Source organism: Streptomyces sp. NPDC088745, assembly GCF_044751045.1.
Classification (GTDB): Bacteria; Actinomycetota; Actinomycetes; order Streptomycetales; family Streptomycetaceae; genus Streptomyces; species Streptomyces cremeus.
This window is the reverse complement of sequence record NZ_JBIVLB010000001.1, coordinates 142,578-164,365: the sequence shown is the minus strand read 5'-3', so window position 1 is coordinate 164,365 and position 21,788 is coordinate 142,578. Positions and strand designations below refer to the sequence as shown.

General features: G+C 72.8%; 16 protein-coding genes. 10 read left to right on the top strand and 6 right to left on the bottom strand.

Annotated features, from left to right (window positions below):
* The first annotated feature begins 243 nt into the window (after positions 1-243).
* Entirely contained in the window at positions 244-1,410 is a 1,167-nt protein-coding gene (locus tag ACIP93_RS00690) for a serine hydrolase domain-containing protein (protein ID WP_401754156.1), read from the top strand.
* A 102-nt stretch (positions 1,411-1,512) separates the two neighbouring features.
* Here the strand turns inward: ACIP93_RS00690 and ACIP93_RS00685 are convergent, their stop codons facing one another.
* From ACIP93_RS00685 to ACIP93_RS00665, 5 genes are all read right to left on the bottom strand, one after another.
* On the bottom strand, positions 1,513-2,415 hold the full coding sequence (locus ACIP93_RS00685) for a D-alanyl-D-alanine carboxypeptidase family protein (protein ID WP_401754153.1): 903 nt from the start codon (positions 2,413-2,415) through the stop codon (positions 1,513-1,515).
* Between the two features lie 185 nt (positions 2,416-2,600).
* A complete protein-coding gene (locus ACIP93_RS00680) occupies positions 2,601-3,452 on the bottom strand; it encodes an EamA family transporter (protein WP_401754150.1) in 852 nt (283 codons plus the stop codon).
* Positions 3,449-3,952 carry a YbaK/EbsC family protein gene (locus ACIP93_RS00675; RefSeq protein WP_401754147.1) on the bottom strand — a complete coding sequence of 168 codons (504 nt, stop codon included), beginning with the start codon at positions 3,950-3,952 and terminating at the stop codon, positions 3,449-3,451. Before ACIP93_RS00675 ends, ACIP93_RS00680 begins: the two co-directional genes overlap by 4 nt.
* A 110-nt stretch (positions 3,953-4,062) precedes the next feature.
* The gene (locus ACIP93_RS00670; protein WP_401754144.1) at positions 4,063-5,709 is read right to left on the bottom strand and encodes a penicillin-binding transpeptidase domain-containing protein; all 1,647 of its coding nucleotides are present in this window, start codon (positions 5,707-5,709) and stop codon (positions 4,063-4,065) included.
* A 579-nt stretch (positions 5,710-6,288) separates the two neighbouring features.
* Positions 6,289-8,052, bottom strand: a complete 1,764-nt coding sequence (locus ACIP93_RS00665) for a dolichyl-phosphate-mannose--protein mannosyltransferase (RefSeq protein ID WP_401754141.1) — start codon at positions 8,050-8,052, stop codon at positions 6,289-6,291.
* A gap of 186 nt (positions 8,053-8,238) precedes the next feature.
* Here ACIP93_RS00665 and rsmI point away from each other — a divergent pair, with 186 nt between their 5' ends.
* The 6 genes from rsmI to ACIP93_RS00635 all read left to right on the top strand — a co-directional run bounded on the left by rsmI (position 8,239) and on the right by ACIP93_RS00635 (position 14,336).
* Positions 8,239-9,117 carry a 16S rRNA (cytidine(1402)-2'-O)-methyltransferase gene (gene rsmI / locus ACIP93_RS00660; RefSeq protein WP_401755592.1) on the top strand — a complete coding sequence of 293 codons (879 nt, stop codon included), beginning with the start codon at positions 8,239-8,241 and terminating at the stop codon, positions 9,115-9,117.
* A 180-nt stretch (positions 9,118-9,297) separates the two neighbouring features.
* A complete protein-coding gene (locus ACIP93_RS00655) occupies positions 9,298-9,708 on the top strand; it encodes a hypothetical protein (RefSeq protein WP_401755590.1) in 411 nt (136 codons plus the stop codon).
* 47 nt (positions 9,709-9,755) lie between these two features.
* On the top strand, positions 9,756-10,649 hold the full coding sequence (locus ACIP93_RS00650) for a TatD family hydrolase (protein WP_401754138.1): 894 nt from the start codon (positions 9,756-9,758) through the stop codon (positions 10,647-10,649).
* A 423-nt stretch (positions 10,650-11,072) separates the two neighbouring features.
* Positions 11,073-12,524 (top strand): ubiquitin-like domain-containing protein, encoded by a 1,452-nt coding sequence (locus ACIP93_RS00645; RefSeq protein WP_401755587.1) that lies wholly within the window; start codon positions 11,073-11,075, stop codon positions 12,522-12,524.
* Between the two features lie 49 nt (positions 12,525-12,573).
* Positions 12,574-13,446 (top strand): 16S rRNA (adenine(1518)-N(6)/adenine(1519)-N(6))-dimethyltransferase RsmA, encoded by an 873-nt coding sequence (gene rsmA / locus ACIP93_RS00640; RefSeq protein ID WP_401754135.1) that lies wholly within the window; start codon positions 12,574-12,576, stop codon positions 13,444-13,446.
* Positions 13,443-14,336, top strand: a complete 894-nt coding sequence (locus ACIP93_RS00635; protein ID WP_345222081.1) for a 4-(cytidine 5'-diphospho)-2-C-methyl-D-erythritol kinase — start codon at positions 13,443-13,445, stop codon at positions 14,334-14,336. Before rsmA ends, ACIP93_RS00635 begins: the two co-directional genes overlap by 4 nt.
* 70 nt (positions 14,337-14,406) lie before the next feature.
* On the opposite strand, the gene ACIP93_RS00630 is transcribed toward ACIP93_RS00635, so the two are convergent.
* Positions 14,407-15,327 carry a hypothetical protein gene (locus ACIP93_RS00630; RefSeq protein WP_401754132.1) on the bottom strand — a complete coding sequence of 307 codons (921 nt, stop codon included), beginning with the start codon at positions 15,325-15,327 and terminating at the stop codon, positions 14,407-14,409.
* 265 nt (positions 15,328-15,592) lie between these two features.
* On the opposite strand from ACIP93_RS00630, the gene ACIP93_RS00625 reads away from it, so the two are divergent.
* From ACIP93_RS00625 to ACIP93_RS00615, 3 genes are all read left to right on the top strand, one after another.
* On the top strand, positions 15,593-17,404 hold the full coding sequence (locus tag ACIP93_RS00625) for an ABC-F family ATP-binding cassette domain-containing protein (RefSeq protein WP_345222086.1): 1,812 nt from the start codon (positions 15,593-15,595) through the stop codon (positions 17,402-17,404).
* A 303-nt stretch (positions 17,405-17,707) separates the two neighbouring features.
* A complete protein-coding gene (locus tag ACIP93_RS00620; protein ID WP_345222088.1) occupies positions 17,708-19,498 on the top strand; it encodes a PQQ-binding-like beta-propeller repeat protein in 1,791 nt (596 codons plus the stop codon).
* Positions 19,499-19,703: 205 nt separating this feature from the next.
* On the top strand, positions 19,704-21,668 hold the full coding sequence (locus ACIP93_RS00615) for a PQQ-binding-like beta-propeller repeat protein (protein WP_401754128.1): 1,965 nt from the start codon (positions 19,704-19,706) through the stop codon (positions 21,666-21,668).
* Positions 21,669-21,788: the final 120 nt, after the last annotated feature.

The window sequence follows — 21,788 nt, the reverse complement described above, 5'->3', positions numbered from 1 at the left end:
CTCGCAATCACGATTAATAGACACTCAATGTCCCATAACGTCACGCCGGGCCGAAAACATTTGCGCTCGCGTACTCCCTGCCCGTTCCCCGTGCGCCCCCAACACGCGCCCCCGACGCGCCCCTACGAGCCGGTGCGGCCGCTCAAGGGCACCCCGCCCGCGGCGGTCGTCCCCCACCCGGCACCATGGTGGTCAGCACCACCCCGACCCCGTCCCCCAGCACCCAGGAAGCGGAGCCCTCGCGTGGACGTCCAAGGCTCAGTCGCCCCCGCCTTCGAGCCCGTCAGGGAAGCCTTCCTCCGCAACTTCCACACCCGCGGCGACTGCGGGGCCGCCGTCGCCGTCTACCTCCACGGCCGCAAGGTCGCCGACCTCTGGGGCGGCACCCGCGACGTCGACGGCGGCGTCCCCTGGGCCCTCGACACCGCCCAGGTCGTCCGCTCCGCCGGCAAGGGCATAGCCGCGGCCGTTCCGCTGCTCCTCCACCAGCGGGGGCAGATCGACCTCGACGCGCCGGTGAGCACGTACTGGCCCGAGTTCAAGGCCGCGGGCAAGGAGCGGGTCCTCGTACGTCACCTGCTCTCGCACCGGGCGGGGCTCCCGGTGCTGGACCGGCCGCTGACCGCCGCCGAGGCCTGCGACGGCGAGTCCGGGGCGCGGGCGGTCGCCGCCCAGGCCCCGGTGTGGGAGCCCGGCGCCGACCACGGGTACCACGCGCAGACGTACAGCTTCCTCGTCGCCGAGCTGGTCCGCCGGGTCACCGGGCGCACCATCGGCCGCTGGGTGGCGGAGGAGATCGCCCGTCCGCTCGGGCTCGACTTCTGGATCGGGCTGCCGAGGGAGGAGGCCCACCGGGTAGGCCGGCTCGGGCCCGTCGAGGAGCCGCCGTCCGCCTCCGGCCTCAGGCTCCGCCCCAAGCGGGCCGTCAGCGAGGCGTACGCCGACCCCCGTTCCCTCACCCGGCGTGCCTTCGGGGCCATCGACCCGCTCCCGGACGAGAACGACCCCGCCTACCGCGCCGCCGAACTCCCCGCCTCCGGCGCCATCTCCACCGCCCGCGCCCTCGCCCGCTGCTACGCGGCGATGATCGGCCCCGTCGACGACGGACCCCGGCTCTTCGCCCCGGCGACGCTCACCCTCGCCCGTACCGAGGAATCCGCGGGTCCGGACCGCGTGCTGGTCGTCAACACCCGCTTCGGCCTGGGCTTCATGTTGCACGGGTCGGCCTCCCCGCTGCTGGGCCCCGGCTCGTTCGGGCACCCCGGCCGGGGCGGCTCGCTCGGCTTCGCCGACCCGGAGTCGGGCATCGCCCTCGGTTACGTCACCAACGGCCTCCGCAAGGGCGTCACCGCCGACCCGCGCGCGCTCGCGCTGATCGCGGCGGTCAAGGAGAGCCTGGCGCGGGGATGAACGCCGCAGGGGCCGCCCCGAGGGACGGCCCCTGCCCGTGTCCGTACCGGAACTGCCGGGGCCGCCCCGGAAGGCCGGCCCCTGCCCGTGTCCGTACCGGAACTACCGCTTGAAGCCGTAGTCCATGATCTTCTTGGCGTCCGCCGTCCGGTTCGCCTCGTTGGTGGAGGCCAGCACCGCGCCGACGACCGTCCGCTTGCCGCGCGTCGCCGCGAAGACCAGGCAGTACTTCGCCTGCTGGCCGGAACCCGTCTTCACGCCGATCGCACCGTTGTAGCTGCCCAGCAGCTTGTTGGTGTTGGTCCACTGCATGGTGCGGTAGCCACCGTTCTTGGTGGTGGTCCGCTGCGAGGTGGACTTCGTCTTCACGATCGCCCGGAAGCTGCCGTTCTTCAGCGCCGCCGTGGCGAGCTTCGCGAGGTCGCGCGGGGTCGAGTAGTTGGACCCGTTGCTGATGCCGTCGAAGGAGTCGAACCTGGTGTTCTTCATCCCCAGGTTCTTCGCGGTCGTGTTCATCTTCCCGATGAACGACTTCACCCGCGCGTCCCGCGTCGAGCCCGAGCCGAACTTGTCGGCCAGCGCGTACGCCGCGTCGCAGCCCGACGGCAGCATCAATCCGTACAGCAGCGTGCGCACGGACACCTTGTCGCCGACGATCAGCCGCGCCGACGAGGCGCCCTTGCGGACGATGTAGTCGCTGTACGCCTTCTGGATCGTGACCTTGGTGTCGAGGTTCAGCCCCTTGGTGGCGAGCACCACCTGAGCGGTCATGATCTTCGTCGTGGAACCGGTGGAGAGCCGGGTGTCGCCGGCCTTCGAGAAGTACGTGCGGCCGGACGCGCTGTCCATCAGGAAGCCGCCCTTGGCGACGATCGACGGCACCTTGGGGGCCGCGGCCGGTGCGGCCTGCGCGGCGGGTGCGACGAGCGCGCCGGCGGTCATGACCGAACCGGCGGTGACGAGAGTCGCCGTTATGCGACAGATCGCCTTGATTCCAGTTTTCACCGTGAATGCTCCAAATGCCCTGAAAGGGGGGCCGTATGAGGGGGCCGCCTGCACGTGTGACGCCGGTGAAGGGCAAATGGATGTGGTGCGACCGCAGTCTTTACCAAACCTCAACCTGAACGGCCCACATCCGGGAACGGCGCCCCCTGCGGCGCCTCCCGGGAGCCGTCGCCGGGTCCCGCCGGTCAACTGGTGTGCAGCATCAGGCCGATGCCCACCACCATCAGGCCCGCCGCCGCGATCCGGGGGCCGCCGAACCGTTCCTTCAGGAAGATGGCGCCGATCGCCGCGCCCACGATGATGCTCGACTCGCGCAGCGCGGCGATCGGAGCGAGCGGCGCGCGGGTCTGGGCCCACAGGACCAGGCCGTACGCCGCGACCGACAGGGCCGCGCCCGCGAAGCCGCGGACCGCGTACGGGCGCACCTGGGCGGCGAGCCGGCCGCGCCGCCGGTACAGCGCGTACACCGGGATCGCGATGCCCTCCAGGACCATCAGCCAGGCGACGTAACCGAGCGAGGTGCCCGAGGCGCGCACGCCCAGGCCGTCGACCGTGGTGTAGAGCGCGATCGCGAGACCCGTGGCCAACGCCGCCCCGATCGCCGCCCACTGGGGCTTCCTGCCCGAGCCCCGGATGCCCCACAGCGCCACGCCCACCAGGCCCGTGCAGGCCACCGCCACGCCAGCGAGCTGCCACCCGGTGGGGATCTCGTCGGCGAAGACCGCCGCGAGCGCGGTCACCGCGAGCGGCGCCGTACCGCGCGCGATCGGGTACATCTGCCCGAAGTCGCCCAGCGTGAACGAGCGCATGAGCAGCAGCATGTACGCGACGTGCAGGGCGGCGGAGAGGGCCAGGAACGGCCACGCCGCGGCGGCGGGGAAGGGCACGAACGCGGCCATCACCAGGCCGATGAGCAGGCCGCCGCCGGAGATCAGCGTGAAGGAGACGAGCTGGTCCTTGATGTGGTGCGCGATGGCGTTCCAGCTCGCGTGCGTGACGGCGGCGAGCAGGACGGCGGATATGACGAGCGGGGTCACGACGCGGTTTCCTCGCGTACGTCGACGAGTTCCGCCCCCGCGTGGGCGATCAGGTCCTTCGGGGCCATGGGGAAGACGGAGTGCGGGGTTCCGGCGGCCGCCCAGACCAGGGGGTGGGTGAGCAGGCCCCGGTCGGCGAGGACGGTGGTGCGGGTGCGGTGGCCGAAGGGGGGCACGCCGCCGATCGCGTAGCCGGTGGTGGCGCGCACCAGGTCGGCGTCGGCGCGCTTGACCGCGGTCGCGCCGAGTTCGGCACGCACGAGATCCAGGTCGACCCGCGAGGAGCCGTCCATCAGGACCAGGACCGGTGCGCCGTCCGCCGCGAAGACCAGGGACTTGACGATCTCGCTGGTGTCGCAGCCGATGGCGGCGGCGGCCTCAGCGGCCGTGCGGGTGGCGTCCGGGAAGCGGCGCACCTCGGCTTCCAGGCCGGCGAGCCCCATCTCCCGGAGGGCTTCGGCGAACAGCGGGTGAACGGGAGGCGTTGGTGAAGTGCTCATGGCCCGCACGCTACTGCTGCGCGTGCGGGCCGGGCGAGTGCGTTCCGAGGGGTGGCCCGGGGGGTGGCCGGAGCGCGGCCGGGGGTGATGAGCCGGTATGTCGCGGGGTCTCAGCGGGCGTTGAGGACGCTCGCGACGATCGGGCCGGCGGCGTCGCCGCCGTGGCCGCCCTTGAGGACCATGGCCGCCGCCGTCAGGTCACCCGCGTAACCCGTGAACCAACTGTCGGACGCCTCCTGCCCGTCGAGCTCGGCGGAACCGGTCTTCGCTCCCTTGTCGCCGCCGACGGAGGCCATCGCCTTGGCGGCCGTGCCGGAGGTCGCGGTCAGGCGCATCATCGAGCGGATGCCCTGGACGGTGGCGGCGGAGAGGCTGGAGGGAGCCTTCGCGAAGGGGCGGCCGTCGAGGTCGGCGGGGACCACGTACGGCTGGCGGAAGGTGCCGGTGGTGGCGGTCGCGGTGATGGAGGCGATGTTCAGCGGGTTGAACTGGGTCTGGCCCTGGCCGATGTACTGGGCCGCGGCCTCGCCGCCCTGGCCGGCCGGGATCTTGCCGTCGAAGGTGCTGATGCCGGTCTGCCACTCGGGGCCGATGCCGAAGTGGGACGCGGCGAAGGCGGGCAGCGCGCCGTCGTCGCCGACCTTGCGGATCTGCTTGATGAAGGCGCTGTTGCAGGAGACGGCGAAGGCCCGGGAGAAGGGGATGTTCCCGTAACCCTTGTGGTTGAGGTTGTTGATCTTGCGGCCTTCGTACGTCACGTCCGGGGGGCATTCGACGGTCGTGCCCGGGTTCAGGACGCCCTTCTCCAGGAACATCGCGGCGGTCATGACCTTGAGCGTGGAGCCGGGGGCCTTGGTGCCGCTGACGGCCGGGCTGAACGCCGATGCGGGATTGCTCGCGATCGCCCGGATCGCGCCGCTCTGGCGGCTGAGCGCGACGACCGAGCCCCCCTCGAACCGCTTGACCGCCTTCTCCGCCGCCGCCTGCACCCCCGCGTCCAGGGTCGTCCTGAGCTTGCCCGGAACGCCCTTGGAGAGCGTGAGGAGAGTGCGGGTCGGCTGGTCGGCCTCGGCGGGCTCGATGAACAGCTCGACCCCCGGCTTGCCGTCGGCCTTCTCGCCGTACTTCTTGCGGAGCTGGTCCAGGACCGGGCCGAGGGAGGGGTGGTCCTCCCGGGTCAGCACCTTGCCGTTGCGGTCGACGGCCTCGATGGGGGGCGCCGACGCCGTGCCCGTCTTGAGCGTCTCGCCCTTCCTCAGCTCGGGGTGGACGACCGTCGGCTGCCAGTCGACGAGTGCCTTGCCGGTCGTCCTGCCGCGTACGACGGTCAGCGAGCTCTCGTACGAGAGGGGCTTGGCGGCGTCCTCAGTGCCCACCTTGCCGGTGACGGTGAAGGGGACCTTCGTGCCGACCGCCGTGCCGGGGGTGATCTTCAGGCCCGATATGTGGGCCTCGTCGGCGTACGAGGCGAGGACGGCGGTGGCGTCGGCCGCGTTGTTGGTGAGCTGCGCGGCGGTCCCGGGCTCGCCCTTGGCCCAGGCGGCGAAGAAGGCATCGGAGGCGGACCGGACCTCTTCGGGGGCCGGGGGACCGGTTCTGACGGGCGCGTTCTGGGTGTTGATCCCGCCCTGCCCCGAGCCGCCGGGGCCGCTGCCGCCGGTGAGGCCGGTGTACAGGTTGTAACCGCCGTAGCCGACACCACCGGCGACCAGGACGAACGCGCCGCCGACGACGGCGACCTTGGCTCCGCTGCGCATGACGCGGTCCTCTCCCAGGAGCTCGCCGGGAGCGCGGAATGCTGCCCGGAGTTGTCGGGGAGTGACTCTACGGGGTCGGGGTGACAGGAGTGCTACTGCGTTACGGGACTGGTACAGGGGTGCGACAACGGCCGGCGCAAGGGCCCCTGCGCCCCGGCCCGGGGCAGCTCGTCCGGGTCGAGCGTGCGGGTGCGGCCGTCGGCCAACTCGATGGGCAGCTCGCCCGTGCCGTACGAGTGGCGGTCAGCGGCGTGGTAGCCGGGTGCGGACGACGGCCTTAGCGGCGTACGGGTCGACCACCACGCAGACCGGGATGCCGCAGCGCCCGTACTCGGCGGTGCGTTCGTCGTAGTCCTTGCGCGCCGAAGGGACTGGGACGACCTCGGCGATCAGGAGTCGTGCTGGAATGCTCCTCGCTCCGCGGAGTCGTGATCACCTCTCCGCCCATGCCGAAGAAGACCGTGTGCCCGGCGGGGAACTGGGTGTGCATGATCGCTTCGACGCTCATCGGTGACTCCTTCCCGGGTCTCTCGGAATGAATACGGTCGGTGACGTGCGGGGGCCGATCGCCGCCCGCCGTCAGATCCACGTGTCGAGCCACATCCGCTGCCGCCACTCGTCGATGGGGATCGTCTGGCCCGTGTAGATCGGCCAGAAATAAATGAAGTTCCAGGCGATGAGGAGCACCAGGACCCCGACCCCGATCGCCCCCGTCGCCCGGCGTCGCTCGTCCGCGCCCGGCCGGCCCAGCACCGCCCCCATCAGCATCGCCACCGCCAGGCACAGGAAGGGGACGAACACGACCGCGTAGAAGTAGAAGATCGTCCGTTCCTGGTAGAGGAACCAGGGCAGCCAGCCCGCCGCCACCCCGGCCAGGATCGCCCCCGCCCGCCAGTCGCGGCGGAAGAACCAGCGCCACAGGACGTACAGCAGCGCGAAGGCCGCCGCCCACCACAGGAGGGGGGTGCCCAGGGCCAGTACCTCGCTCGCGCACTTCTCCGTCTCCGTGCGCGGGCAGCCCGCGGCGCCCGGCTTCGGGGACTCGTAGTAGTACGAGACCGGACGGCCGGCCAGGATCCACGACCAGGGGTTGGACTGGTAGGTGTGGCCCGAGGTCAGCCCGATGTGGAAGGTGTAGACCTCGCTCTCGTAGTGCCACAGGCTGCGCAGCCACTCCGGCACCCACGTCATGTCGAACCGGGGGAGCGGGATCGGCCCGATGTGGTCGGGGGACAGGCCGGCCCGGCCCTTCGCCCAGTCCCGGAAGTACCCCTTCGAGGTGAGGATCCAGCCCGTCCAGGAGGCGATGTACGTCAGCACCGCCACCGGGACGGTCGAGACGAAGGCCGGGAGCACGTCCCGCTTCAGGACCGCCGCGTACGGGCGGCGGGCCCCCGCGGTACGGCGCGCGGCCACGTCCCACAGGACGGTGAGGAGGCAGAAGGCGACCAGCGTGTAGAGGCCGCTCCACTTCGTCGCGAAGCCCAGGCCCAGGCACAGTCCGGCCGCCAGCCGCCACGGGCGCGGGCCCAGCCGCAGCCGGGAGGCCACCTCCGACGACGGGCGCAGGACGCCGTCCGCGTCCACCGGCAGCGCCTCGGCCAGTCGCCGGCGGCTGCGGTCGCGGTCGACCAGCAGGCAGCCGAACGCCGCCAGCACGAAGAACATCAGCACCTGGTCGAGCAGCGCGGTGCGGCTCATCACGAAGTGCAGGCCGTCGACGGTCAGCAGCAGGCCCGCCAGGCAGCCCAGGAAGGTCGAGCGGAACAGGCGGCGGCCGATGCGGCACAGGAGCAGGACGGAGAGCGTGCCGAGCACCGCCACCGCGAAGCGCCAGCCGAAGGGGGAGAAGCCGAAGAGCTGTTCACCCCAGCCGATCAGCCACTTGCCCACCGGGGGGTGGACGACGTAACCGGGGTCGGTGGGGATCGGAACCGCGTCGGGAGACGACAGAACCGATTTGTCGACGCCCTTGGGCCAGCTTCCCTCATAGCCCTGGTGGACCAGCGCCCACGCGTCCTTCGCGTAGTACGTCTCGTCGAATATCACCGCCTTTGGGTTGCCGAGGTTCCAGAACCGCAGCACGCCCGCGAGGAGGGTGACCAGCAGCGGGCCGACCCACGGCAGCGTGCGCCGTACAGCGTAGAAGACGGCCGGGGAGACCCGCAGGAACTGCCAGACGTGCGCGCGGTAGGGCATGACGGCGTACGGCGGCACCAGGCGTTCGCGCAGCCCCGTCGTGGTCCGGGGCGCGTAGCCGAACCGGCGCAGCCTTCGCTGCCAGGAGGGCGGCTCCTCGTGCGGGGCCCGTCCGTGCTGGGCTGGGGGCGCAGTACTCGTCACCGCGCCATCGTAGGTAACGGGGCTGTGCGCGTCGCCTGTCAGGCCGGGCGCGGTGCGGGCGGGTCGGCGGGCAGACGCACGCCGGGCACCGCCGGGGGCGGGCCCTGGGAGGATGGGGGCGTGACTGGATCGACTGCACCCCACGCGTCCGCCGCCCCCGCCCCCGCGTCCGCCTCCTCCGCCGGGGTGCTCGTCCTCGCGGGGACGCCCATCGGCGACGTCTCCGACGCCCCGCCCCGGCTGGCCGAGGAGCTGACGGCCGCCGACGTGATCGCCGCCGAGGACACCCGGCGGCTGCGGCGGCTGACCCAGGCGCTCGGCGTGTTCACCACCGGGCGGGTCGTGTCGTACTTCGAGGGCAACGAGTCGGCGCGCACGCCCGAGCTGGTCGAGGCCCTGGAGGGCGGCGCGCGCGTGCTGCTGGTGACGGACGCCGGCATGCCGTCGGTGTCCGACCCCGGGTACCGGCTGGTGGCGGCCGCCGTCGAGAAGGACCTGCGGATCACCGCCGTGCCGGGGCCCTCCGCCGTGCTCACCGCGCTCGCGCTGTCCGGGCTGCCGGTCGACCGGTTCTGCTTCGAGGGGTTCCTGCCGAGGAAGGCGGGCGAGCGGCTGGGCAAGCTGCGGGAGGTCGCCGACGAGCGGCGCACCCTCGTGTACTTCGAGGCCCCGCACCGGCTCGACGACACCCTCGCCGCGATGGCCGAGGTGTTCGGCGAGGGCCGGCGGGCCGCCGTCTGCCGCGAGCTGACCAAGACGTACGAGGAGGTCAGGCGCGGGCCGCTCAAGGAGCTCGCGGAGTGGGCCGCGGAGGGGGTGCGCGGCGAGATCACCGTCGTCGTGGAGGGCGCGCCCGAGGCGGGTCCGGCCGAGCTGGACGCCGGGGAGCTGGTGCGCCGGGTGCAGGTGCGCGAGGAGGCGGGGGAGCGGCGCAAGGAGGCCATCGCCGCCGTTGCGGCCGAGGCGGGACTGCCCAAGCGGGAGGTGTTCGATGCGGTCGTCGCGGCAAAGAACGCGGCTCGTTCGCAGGCCGCGGGGGCGGGCGAAGGCAAAGGAAAGCCCTGAAAGGCAAAGCGAATCCCGTGCATAAGCCAACTTTCTCGGGCGGACGCCAAATGCTCTCCACGTTTTGACAGGTCTGTCGCGCTTGTGCCCGAAAAGGCGTCCACTGGAGGTGAGTGGAAAGGAGCTGGCATGAGCGAGATCGCGCAGGGCGCAGCCGGCAGCAGCACGGCGCAGGGCACCATGCAGGGCACCGCACGGGGCACGACGCACGACGCGGCACATGGGGCGGTCCGGGAGGCGTACGCCTTCGCCTGCATGAAGTGCGGGCACGGCTGGGAGCAGGCGTACGAGATAGAGCACCACACGGACGGCTCCGGTCACCCCTTCGTCGTCTACCGCGCCGACGGGGAGCGCGTGCCCTCCCCGCTGTCCCGCCCCTCCTGCCTCAACTGCGGCGGCACCGTGGTGCGCATCATGCGTTCCGGCCAGGTGTCCTCGGTCCAGGACCTCCAGCGGCGCAACGCGGAGACGGTCTCCGCCGCCGGACCCGTTCCCGCGGAGTCCGCGGCCGCCGGCGCGCCCCAGCCGCGCGAGCCGCACCACTGGCACCTCGCCGACCTGCTGCACCCCTTCCACCGCAAGCAGCCGTAACGGACGCACGGGCCGGGGCCGGGCGGCGCTTTCGTAGGATCGACCGCATGAGCCCCCGCCCTGTCGGCGACAATGTCGACAAGAAGACAGCACCGCCCGCACCCGAGCCCCTCCGCGTGCCGGTCGCCGACTCGCACACCCACCTGGACATGCAGGACACCACCGTCGAGCAGGCCCTCGCCACGGCCGCCTCCGTCGGAGTGACCACCCTGGTGCAGGTGGGCTGCGACGTGAAGGGCTCCCAGTGGGCCGCCGAGACCGCGGCGGCGTACGACGACATCCACGCAGCCGTCGCCCTGCACCCCAACGAGGCCCCGCGCATCGTCCTCGGCGACCCCGACGGCTGGTCCCGCCAGGGGGCCCGCCCCGGCGGCGGCGAGGCCGCCCTCGACGACGCGCTCGCCGAGATCGACCGGCTCGCCGCCCTCCCGCACGTACTGGGCGTCGGCGAGACCGGCCTCGACTTCTTCCGTACGGGACCGGAGGGCAAGGCCGCGCAGGAGCGTTCCTTCCGCGCCCACATCGAGATGGCCAAGCGGCACGGCAAGGCCCTGGTCATCCACGACCGGGACGCCCACGCGGACGTCCTGCGGGTCCTGGACGAGGAGGGCGCCCCCGAGCGCACCGTCTTCCACTGCTACTCGGGCGACGCCGACATGGCACGGATCTGCGCGGCCGAGGGCTACTACCTGTCCTTCGCCGGCACCGTCACCTTCAAGAACGCCCAGCCGCTGCGCGACGCGCTCGCCGTCGCCCCCCTGGACCGGGTGCTGGTCGAGACCGACGCGCCGTTCCTGACCCCCGCCCCCTACCGCGGGCGGCCCAACGCCCCGTACCTGATCCCGATCACGGTGCGCGCGATGGCCGCCGTCAAGGGCGTCGACGAGGACGCCATGGCGACCGCGATCGCCGCCAACACGGCACGCGCGTTCGGCTACTGAGCCCGGGCTCCGCCCGCTTCGCACGGGAGTTCGTCGCGCGACCCTGCGTAGCCGCGCCGCTTTGGAGAGTGACGGCCGCTCCGCTAGTGTCCCGGCCCGCAGCAGTGGCAGGCCGGGACACCGGTCTGCCCGTCGGGCGGATTCGCGCGGACCGGGAGCGACGTGAGCAATACGCAGGGTGGTGCGCTGTCGTACGAGGCGCAGTACGGGACGTCGTACGAGCCGCAGCCGTACGCCGCCGGGTACGACGGGGCGGCGTACGGGACTGGGCCGTTCGGGGGGCCCGGGTACGGGGAGGCTTCGTACGCGGCGGCTTCGTATACGGCGGCCTCTTATACGGCGTACGACGCCGGTCGGCAGGGTGCGGAAAACGGGTACGACACCGGGCAGCAGGACTCAGCAGTCGCCTCTGACGCGCACGCCGTGCACGACCCGCACGACCCGTACGGACGTCATGCGACCGCCGTGCACGACCCGCACGACCCGTACGGACATCACGCCACCGCCGTGCGGAACCCGTACGCCGTATACCCGCCAGAGACGCCGGGTGCGTACGACACGTACACGGCGCAGTACGCCGGCAACCCCGCCCCCGCGTCCGGCCCCGCACTCGGCCTCTACGACCTCGCCCCGTCCGCCGTCGCCACCGACGAGCCGCTCCTGCCACGGCAGCACCCCCTGCCCGCCGGGCCCCAGGACGGCCGCCCCGGCGGCGACAGCGACGGCGACGGCCGGCGGACGGCCCGTCGGCGCAGGGGCGGCACGGCGGCCGTACCGGGGGCGGAGAAGCCCGACACCCTCCGCAAGCTGGTGCCGCAGGCGCTGGTCGTGGCGTTCCTCGCGGGCGGCACCTCCGCCTTCGTCGCCAACGACAAGGCCATCGAGCTGAGCGTCGACGGCGCGCCGCGCACCCTGCACACCTTCGCCGACGACGTCACCGAACTCCTGGAGCAGGAGGGCGTCCACATCGGCGAGCACGACCTGGTGGCCCCCGGCCCCGGGCAGGCGCTCGCCAGCGGCGACGAGGTCGTCGTGCGCTACGGCCGGCCCGTCGTGCTCACCCTCGACGGCCGGCGGCGGCAGGTGTGGACGACGGCGCAGACCGTCGGCGGGGCCCTCAAGCAGTTCGGGGTGCGGGCGGAGGGCGCCTACCTGTCGGCGTCCCGGTCGTCGGCCATCGGCCGCAAGGGCCTCACGCTCGACGTCCGCACGGAACGGACCCTGACGGTGATGGCCGACGGACGCGAGCACACCATCCGCACCAACGCGGCCACCGTCGAGGAGGCGGTCGGCGAGGCCGGGATCACCCTGGGCGCGGAGGACACCCTGTCCGTCCCCCTGGACAGCTTCCCCCGCGACGGGCAGACCGTCACCGTCATGCGGATCACCGGCAGCAAGGAGGTCCGCGAGGAGCCCATCGACTTCAGGGTGATCCGCAGGAACGACGCCTCGCTCTTCAAGGGCACCGAGGAGGTCGAGCGGGCCGGGGTGAAGGGGTCGCGCCGGGTCACGTACGTCCTGAGGACGGTCAACGGGGTCAAGCAGAAGCCGAAGAGGCTCTCGGAGGAAATCGCCCGGGAGCCCGTCGACCAGGTGATCCGGGTCGGCACCAAGACGATGCCGTCGTCGGTGGCGGGCGCGGACGGGCTCAACTGGGACGGGCTGGCGCAGTGCGAGTCGGGCGGACGGGCGAACGCCACCGACCCGACCGGGACGTACGGCGGGCTGTACCAGTTCGACCGCCAGACGTGGCAGTCCCTGGGCGGAACGGGTGCCGCGCACGAGGCTCCGGCGGCCGAACAGACCTTCCGCGCGAAGAAGCTCTACGTCCAGCGGGGCGCGAGCCCCTGGCCGCACTGCGGCCGCAGGCTGTAGCGGACCGGCGGGGGCCGTCCCGGGCGGCCGGCCCCTTTACGCTGGTGCGGTGAGCACCCCTGAACCCCCCGCGCCCCCGGAGCACGCCCTCCTCGGGCCCGCAGACATTCGCGAGCTGGCCGAAGTCCTCGGCGTGCGCCCCACCAAGCAGCGCGGGCAGAACTTCGTCATCGACGCCAACACCGTCCGCCGCATCGTCCGCACCGCCGAGGTGCGTCCCGACGACGTCGTGGTCGAGGTCGGGCCGGGGCTCGGTTCGCTGACGCTCGCCCTGCTTGAGGCGGCCGACCGGGTCGTCGCCGTCGAGATCGACGACGTGCTTGCGGCGGCGCTGCCGAGCACCGTCCGGGCGCGGATGCCGGAGCGGGCCGGCCGGTTCGACCTCGTGCACTCGGACGCCATGCTCGTCGAGAAGCTCCCCGCCGAGCCGACCGCGCTGGTCGCCAACCTCCCGTACAACGTGGCCGTGCCCGTCCTGCTGCACATGCTGGAGCACTTCCCCACCATCGAGCGCACGCTCGTCATGGTGCAGGCGGAGGTCGCCGACCGGCTCGCCGCCAGGCCGGGCAACAAGGTGTACGGGGTGCCGTCCGTCAAGGCCAACTGGTACGCGGACGTCAAGCGTGCCGGGTCGATCGGGCGGAACGTGTTCTGGCCCGCGCCGAACGTCGACTCCGGGCTGGTGTCGCTGGTGAAGCGGGCGCAGCCGGTCGCGACGACCGCCACCCGGCGGGAGGTGTTCGCGGTCGTCGACGCCGCCTTCGCCCAGCGGCGCAAGACGCTGCGCGCCGCGCTCGCCGGCTGGGCCGGGTCGCCCGCCGCCGCCGAGGCTGCGCTCGTCGCCGCCGGGATCTCGCCGCAGGCGCGCGGCGAGGCGCTGACGGTGGAGGAGTTCGCGCGGATCGCGGAGGCCAAGGCATGACGGTCACCGTGCGGGTGCCCGCCAAGGTGAACGTGCAACTGGCCGTCGGCGGCGTGCGGGGCGACGGCTTCCATCCGCTCGCGAACGTGTTCCTCGCCGTGGGGCTGTACGACGAGGTGACGGCGGCCCCGGCGCGGGAACTGCGCGTCACGTGCAGCGGACCCGGTTCGCAGTACGTGCCGCTCGACCGGACGAACCTCGCCGCCCGGGCCGCGATCGCCCTCGCCGAGCTGCACGGCCTCGCCCCCGACGTGCACCTGCACATCGACAAGGACATCCCCGTCGCGGGCGGCATGGCGGGCGGCAGCGCGGACGCGGCGGGCGCGCTGCTGGCGTGCGACGTGCTGTGGGGGACGAGAACGCCGCGCGAACAGCTCCTGGCGATCTGCGCCGGGCTGGGGAGCGACGTGCCCTTCTCGTACGTCGGCGGAGCGGCCCTCGGCGTCGGGCGGGGCGAACAGCTCACGCCGCTGGAGGTGGGCGGGGAGTTCCACTGGGTGTTCGCGGTCGCGGACGGCGGATTGTCGACACCGGCCGTGTACGGGGAGTTCGACCGGCTCACCGCCGGGACCGAGGTCCCGGAGCCGGCGGCCTCCGCGGCCCTGCTGACGGCGCTCCGCACCGGCGACACGGCCGCGCTCGCGGCGGGCCTGAGCAACGACCTCCAGGCCGCGGCCCTCTCCCTGCGCCCCTCCCTCGCCGAGACCCTCGCGCAGGGGACGCGGGCCGGGGCCCTGGCCGCACTGGTGTCCGGCTCCGGGCCGACGACCGCCTTCCTGGCGAAGGACGCCGAGGGCGCGCACCGCGTCGCGCAGGCGCTGCTGGCGTCGGGGACGTGCGTGGCCGCCCGGGTGGCGGTGGCGCCGGCGCCGGGCGCCGTGGTGCTCTAGCGCTCGTGGGAGCCCCTGGGGAGCGGGGCGGGGGCTTCGCGGCCCCCGCCCCGGACCGGGCCGGTGGGGGTCAGTGCCGGCCCGCGTTCCTGCGTCGTACGCCGTACACCGCGCCGGCCGCCGCGAGCGCCGTCGCGGCGCTGAGGCCGAGCAGGGCGCCGGTCGCGCCGTCGTCCCGGTCGGCGACCTCCGCGCCCGCCTTGACCGCGCCGGACGGCGTCGCCCGGTCCGGCTGCGTCGGCTTGCCCGGCTTGGTGGTCTCGCCCGGGACGACCGGGGCGACGGGAGCGGTCGGCTCGGCCGTGCCCGTGGCGCTCTCGCTCGGGCTTGCCGAAGCCGAAGCAGACGCCGAAGCCGACGTGGACTCGGAGGCAGACGCCGAGGCGGACTCGGAAGCCGAAGCCGAAGCCGAAGCCGAAGCCGAAGCCGATGCCGACGCGGAGGCCGACGCCGACGCCGCGTCCGAGGGCGAGGCGCTCGCCTCGGCGGAGGGGGAGTCGCCGGCGTCCGGTACGGCGGCGGCCGCGGCGAGGGCCCTGCCGTCCGGGCCGACCAGGCTCCAGACCTTGCCGTCGGGGCCCTTGACGCCGTTGCCCTTGGTGTCGCCGGGTTTGGCGTCGTCCTTGAAGTAGTACAGCGGCTTCTCGTCCAGCACGACCTGCTTCTTGTCGCTGCCCGCGAGGTCGATCTGGTTCGTCTCCCCGGTGACGTCCGACGACTTGGTCGGGTAACCGGTCGCGGCGGGCCAGGTCTTGGCGCAGTCGCCGGTGCAGTGGGACTTGTCCTTCTCGTCGCCCGCCCAGGCGTAGAGGGCGTTGCCGTCCTTGTCCGCGAGGGCCTTGCCCTCGGAGGTGTCGATGACGGTCAGTTCACCGGGGTCGGTGGGGGAGTCGAGCGCGTACGCGGCCCCGCCGCCCGCGCCGAGGGCCAGCAGCAGGGCTGCGGCGGCGGTGGCGGCGGCGGTACGGGATGTGGAGGTGGAGGTGTGCATGACGTCCTGCCTCTGGGTCGGTACCGGGGGTACGGAACCAGCAGAACGCCGGCGGGCGGCTCCGGCCTGCCGGGGAGCCTTCGATACGCCCGTTCGGGTGTCCCTGTCCGGCACTCCCGCCCCCGCTCCCCGCGCCGCCGCCACAGCCCCCCGGGCGCCCTCCGCCCCCGCCCGGCCACGGCCTCCGCCCCCGCTCCCCGGGGCACCTCCCCGTGCCGACTAGGCTGGGAGGTCTATCCGTCCCCGCCCCCTGGAGCACCCACTCATGGCCGTCAACCTGGTCAATGTCGAGGCAGTCAGCAAGGTGTACGGCACCCGCGCCCTGCTCGACGGCGTCTCCCTCGGCGTCTCGGAGGGCGACCGGATCGGCGTCGTCGGCCGCAACGGCGACGGCAAGACCACCCTGATCCGCATGCTCGCCCAGTTGGAGGAGGCCGACTCCGGCCGCGTCACCCACGTCGGCGGCCTGCGGCTGGGCGTGCTCACCCAGCACGACTCCCTGGACCCCGCCGCCACCGTCCGCCACGAGGTCATCGGCGACATGGCCGACCACGAGTGGGCGGGCAGCGCCAAGATCCGCGACGTACTGACCGGACTCTTCGGCGGTCTCGACCTCCCCGGCTTCGGGCAGGGCCTGGACACCGTCATCGGTCCGCTGTCCGGCGGCGAGCGCCGGCGCATCGCGCTCGCGAAGCTGCTCATCGCCGACCAGGACCTCATCGTCCTCGACGAGCCCACCAACCACCTCGACGTCGAGGGCATCAGCTGGCTCGCCAAGCACCTCCAGTCGCGCCGGTCCGCGCTCGTCTGCGTGACCCACGACCGCTGGTTCCTCGACCAGGTGTGCACCCGCATGTGGGACGTGCAGCGGGGGGCCGTCCACGAGTACGAGGGCGGCTACAGCGACTACGTCTTCGCCCGCGCCGAGCGCGAGCGCATCGCCGCCACCGAGGAGACGAAGCGACAGAACCTGATGCGCAAGGAGCTGGCCTGGCTGCGGCGCGGCGCCCCCGCCCGCACCTCCAAGCCCCGCTACCGCATCGAGGCGGCGAACGAGCTGATCGCCGACGTGCCGCCGCCCCGCGACACCAGCGAGCTGATGAAGTTCGCCAACGCCCGCCTCGGCAAGACCGTCTTCGACCTGGAGGACGTGACGATCCAGGCCGGCCCCAAGGTCCTCCTGAAGCACCTCACCTGGCAGCTCGGCCCCGGCGACCGCGTCGGCCTGGTCGGTGTCAACGGCGCGGGCAAGACCTCCCTGCTGCGCGCCCTCGCCGAGGCCGCCCGCACCCAGGGCGACGCGCAGCCCGCGGCCGGGAGGATCGTCGTCGGCAAGACCGTCAGGCTGGCGTACCTCTCCCAGGAGGTCGGCGAGCTCGACCCGAACCTGCGCGTGCTGGAGGCCGTGCAGAAGGTCCGCGACCGCGTCGACCTCGGCAAGGGCCGGGAGATGACCGCCGGGCAGCTCTGCGAGCAGTTCGGCTTCACCAAGGAGAAGCAGTGGACGCCGGTCGGCGACCTCTCCGGCGGTGAGCGCCGTCGGCTGCAGATCCTGCGCCTCCTCATGGACGAGCCGAACGTCCTCTTCCTCGACGAGCCCACCAACGACCTCGACATCGAGACCCTCACCCAGCTCGAAGACCTCCTCGACGGCTGGCCCGGGTCCATGGTCGTGATCTCGCACGACCGGTTCTTCATCGAGCGCACCACCGACAAGGTGTTCGCGCTGCTCGGCGACGCCACCCTGCGCAACCTGCCGCGCGGCCTCGACGAGTACCTGGAGCGCCGCCGGCAGGTCGTCGCGGCCGCCGTCGCCGCGGCCCCCGCCCCGGTGGCCGCGTCCGCCGCGAAGCCGGAGAAGTCCTCCGGCGACCAGCGGGCCGCCAAGAAGGAACTCCAGCGGATCGAGCGGCAGCTCAGCAAGATGTCCGAGCGGGAGACCGTGCTGCACGCGCAGATCGCCGACAACGCCACCGACTTCGGCAAGGTCGCCGAGCTCGACGCCGAGCTGCGCAAACTGATCGGCGAGCGCGACGAGTTGGAGATGCGCTGGCTGGAGCTGGCCGAGGACGCCTGAGCCGCCGGGTCCGCGGGGTCCCGAAATCTGGCATTCCGTCAGGTGGTTCCGGGGTCCGGGCCGGTCGTAGAGAAGACGTACAGACCTCATAACGAGCGCATCACAGGCCGGTCCTCCCTTGGGAACAGGGGCGGACCGGCCCCTTGTTCGAGGTGACTCCGGTGATAGAAAGAAGCCCCGCTCGACTGTCGTAGATCTACGGGACCCAAGCCCGATTCGCTCCTTTCCGGGGGGTTTGACCGCCCGGAATCGCGGGGGAGACCGACCGGGCGGCGGGACACCCGTGTGAAGAGGTAAGTGCTGATGTCTCAGCCGCCCAACCAGCCGCCGCAGGGGGGCTTCGGCGCACCGCAGGACCCGCAGACCCCGCCCGCCGGGGCTCCGCAGGGCCCGCCTCCGGGACCGCCGTCCGGCGCGCCGCAGCCGCCGCAGGGTCCGCCCCCCGGCGTCCAGCCCGGTTACGGCTACCCGCAGACGCCGCCGCCGGCCGCGGAGAATCCGTACGCGACGCAGCCGACGCAGGGCTACGGCTACCCCGGCCAGCCCGGCCAGCCGAATCCGTACGGCCAGCAGCCCCAGCCCGGCTACGGCTACCCCGGCCAGCCGCCGCAGCAGCCTCCCGGCTACCCGGGCGCGCCCGGTCCGGGCGGCGGCGGTGGCCCGCAGAACAAGCAGAAGCTGATGCTGATCGTCGGCGCGGCCGTGGCCGCCCTGATCGTCATCGCGGGCGGCGTCTACCTGGTCTCCGGGGGCGAGGAGGAACCCGTCGCCAAGCCCACCGGCGCGGCCGACCCCTCCGCCGCCCCCAGCGTCGACAAGGGCGACGGCAAGGGCAACGGCGGCGACGCCCCGGGCCGCGACGGGGGCGCGGACCTCAACGCGGGCCGCCAGCCCGGCGACTCCAAGGTCCTGTGGAACCACGCCAACGACGTCGACCTGCCGAGCGGCGGCGGGAAGGTGATGCCGATGTGGTTCGTCGGCGACACCGTCATCCACACGTACTACAAGAAGATGACGGCGTACGGGGCGGCCGACGGCAAGAAGCGCTGGGAGCTGCCGTTCCCGACCGAGGTGTGCGTCGCGCCGAAGACGGTCGGCAAGGACGACAAGATCGTCATCGGGGTCAAGAAGACCAACGGCGAGAGCGGCGACTGCAACCAGCTCCAGCAGGTCGACCTGAAGACCGGCAAGGCCGGGTGGCGCAAGGAGGTCGCGAAGGAGAACCTCTTCGACGGCGACGTCGAGGACCTCGTGGTCTCCGGCGACACGGTCGTGGCCGAGCGCACCTTCCCCAGCGCCTTCCGGATCAGCGACGGCTCGAAGCTCTTCGGCGACGTGCGGACCGCCGGGTGCCGCAGGGACGGGTTCGCCTCCTCCGCGGCCAAGATGCTCACGGTCGACGCCTGCGGAAAGCCCGACCAGGCCACCTCGCAGCTCAGCGAGATCGACCCGGTCACCGGCAGGACCAAGTGGGCCTGGAAGGTCGATCCGAAGTGGACCATCAAGCGCGTCCTGTCGGTCGACCCGATCGTGCTCTACCTGGAGAAGGGCAAGAAGGAGGCGGGCAACATCTCCTTCATCAAGCCGAACGGGACGCTGGGCGCGCAGCTCGCCGTGGGTGAGGAGCTGCCCGACCTCCAGTGCGGCTGGGCCATCCTGAAGTCCGGCCTCCAGGACTGCTCGGGCGTCGCCGCCGACCAGAACACCCTGTACGTGTCGAGCGAGCCCAAGTCCGGCAGCGGCCTCGGCTCCGGCCGCAGCAACGAGATCCGCGCCTACGACGTCAGCACCGGCAAGCGGAAGTGGACCTCGAAGGGCGACGGCGTCGCGATGACGCCGCTGAAGGTCGAGAACGGCAGCGTCTTCGCGTACACCGAGCCGTCGTACGACAAGGCCGGCGGCCTGGTGAAGGTCCCGGTGGCGGGCGGCAGCCCGGCTCCCGTGCTCAGGCACCCGGCGTCGGTGTCGGCGATCGAGCGGACCATGTTCTCCAAGCGGATCGCCTACGAGGGCGGCCGGCTGTTCATGTCCTCCGACCGGATCTCCGGCAAGGACGACGAGAAGCCGCAGGCCATTCTGGCCTTCGGCAACTGAGCTGCGCGGGGCGGGAGCGCGGCCCCTCGCGGCCGGCCCCGCCCCGCGCCCGTCCCGGCGTCCGAGGGTTCGCGCCCGTCCCGGCGTCCGGGAGCCCGTACCCCTCCCGACGTCCGGGGCCCGCGCCCGCCACGACGTGTGAAGGCCCGCGCGCCTTCGACCTGCCACCCCCCTTCGTCCCCACCGGCCCAGAGGTAGAACCACCATGACGCAACCGCCCAACCAGCCCCCGCAGAACGGGGAGGGGGCACCGCAGCCCTCCCCGTTCGGCAAGTCCCCCGAGCCGGGCCACCGGCCCGCCCCGCAGGACACGCCGCCGCAGTCGCCGCCGCCCACCGTGGCGGAGGGCTTCGGCGCCCCGACCCCGCCGCCCGCGGGCGGTTTCGGTGCCCCCGTCCCGCCGCCGGCCGGCGGCTTCGGCGCACCCACCCCGCCCCCGCCGGGCCAGCAGCCCGGCCAGCCCGCCTACGGCTACCCCCAGTCCCCCGGCCAGCCCCCGCAGGGCGCTCCCGCGCCGCCGCCGGCCGCTCCGGGCCGGCCCCCGCAGGCTCCGCCGGCCGGTTACGGCTACCCGGGACAGCCCGGCCAGCCCCAGCCGAACCCGTACGGCGGCCAGCAGCAGCCCGGCTACGGCTACCCCGGCCAGCAGCCCGGCCAGCCCGCCTCGTACAGCATGCATCCGCCCCAGGGCCCGGCCCCGGGCGCGGTCGTCCAGGGCGGCAGCGGCAACGGCGGCGGCCTGTCCAACCAGCTCAAGATCATCATCGCGGCGGTCGTCGCCGTCGTCGTGATCGTCGCCGTCGGCGTCGTCTACAAGGCCACCAGCGGCGACGAGCCCGAGGACGTCGCGGGCAACTCCACCGGCGGCGGCGGTGCGAAGGGCGGCGACTCCCCCAAGGCCCCGGACGGCGCGGGCAAGGAGCAGGCCCCGCCGGTCACCACGGCGAAGGTCGGCTTCCAGGTCCCGCTGCCGGTCGTCAAGGAGATCACCACCGTCCGCGGCTCCTGGGCGACCGACACGGTGTACGCCAAGAGCGCCGTGGACAGCGTCATCGGGTACGACCCGGTGAACGGCACCGAGAAGTGGAAGCTCCCGCTCGACGGCTCGCCCTGCGGCGGCTCCCTCCAGGTCACCCCGGACAACAAGGCCGCGATCGTCTTCCAGGGCAAGAAGCAGCCCGGCGAGAAGATCGCCTCCTGCACCGAGGTCGGCCTGATCGACCTCAACGCGGGCAAGCTGCTCTGGCAGAAGAGCTTCCCGGAGGGCGACCGCAAGGAGCGCCTGGAGATGGTCACCATCTCCGGCGACACGGTGGCCGCGGCCGGCGTGTCCGGCGGCGGCGGCCTCGCCCTGGCCGACGGCGCGGTGCGGTGGGCCCCCAAGGCCTCCGCCGACCAGTGCAACGACGTCGGCTACGCGGGCGGCGCCAACCTGATCGCGGTCCGCCAGTGCGGCAACTTCGACGACCAGTCGTACCTCATCCAGAACCTCAACACCGCGACCGGTGCGCCGATCAGCACCTTCAAGATGCCGGCGGCGTCCAAGTACGTCTCGGTGGTCTCCACCAAGCCGCTGGTCGTCGGCGCCAACGTCGGTGAGTCGGGCGAGTACAAGACCCGCATGAGCCACCTCTTCTCGATCGACGAGAAGACCGGCAAGCAGCGTGCCCAGATCGGCGTGGACAGCTCGAAGTTCACCATCGAGTGCGACCTGGACGACGTCGGCAACTGCACCAAGATCGCCGTCGGCAACGGCCGCGTCTACCTGTCCACCGTCGAGCACAAGGGCCAGGCCGAGACCGGCCGCACCAACGAGATCGTCTCCTTCGACCTCGCCACCGGCAAGCCCACCACCGACAACTTCGCGTCGGGCGAGCGGTACACGATGGTGCCGCTGCGGATGGACGGCGGAAACCTGCTCGTCTACAAGTTCCCGCCGTACGACAAGGGCGGTCAGGTCGCCAGCATCGACGGCGGCTCCGGCAAGCAGACCGTGCTGCTGGACAACCCGGCCGACCGCGCGGTGCGGGACGCGGAGCAGAGCATGACGATCAAGCTGGAAGAGGTCAAGTTCCACAAGGGCCGCCTGTACATGGGCACCCAACTGATCAGCGCTGACCCGTCGTCGTCCAGGAAGTTCCTGGCGCTGGCCTTCGTGCCGGCGAAGTAGGCGGTGGCAGGAGGGGCGGGGGGGGGCCCACCCCCCCCCCCCCAGCCGCCGACCGGGGCCGGCGGGCCCCCCGCCCAGGGGCGCCCGCCGGGTGCTTACAACGTCACCCCCAACGGGGGC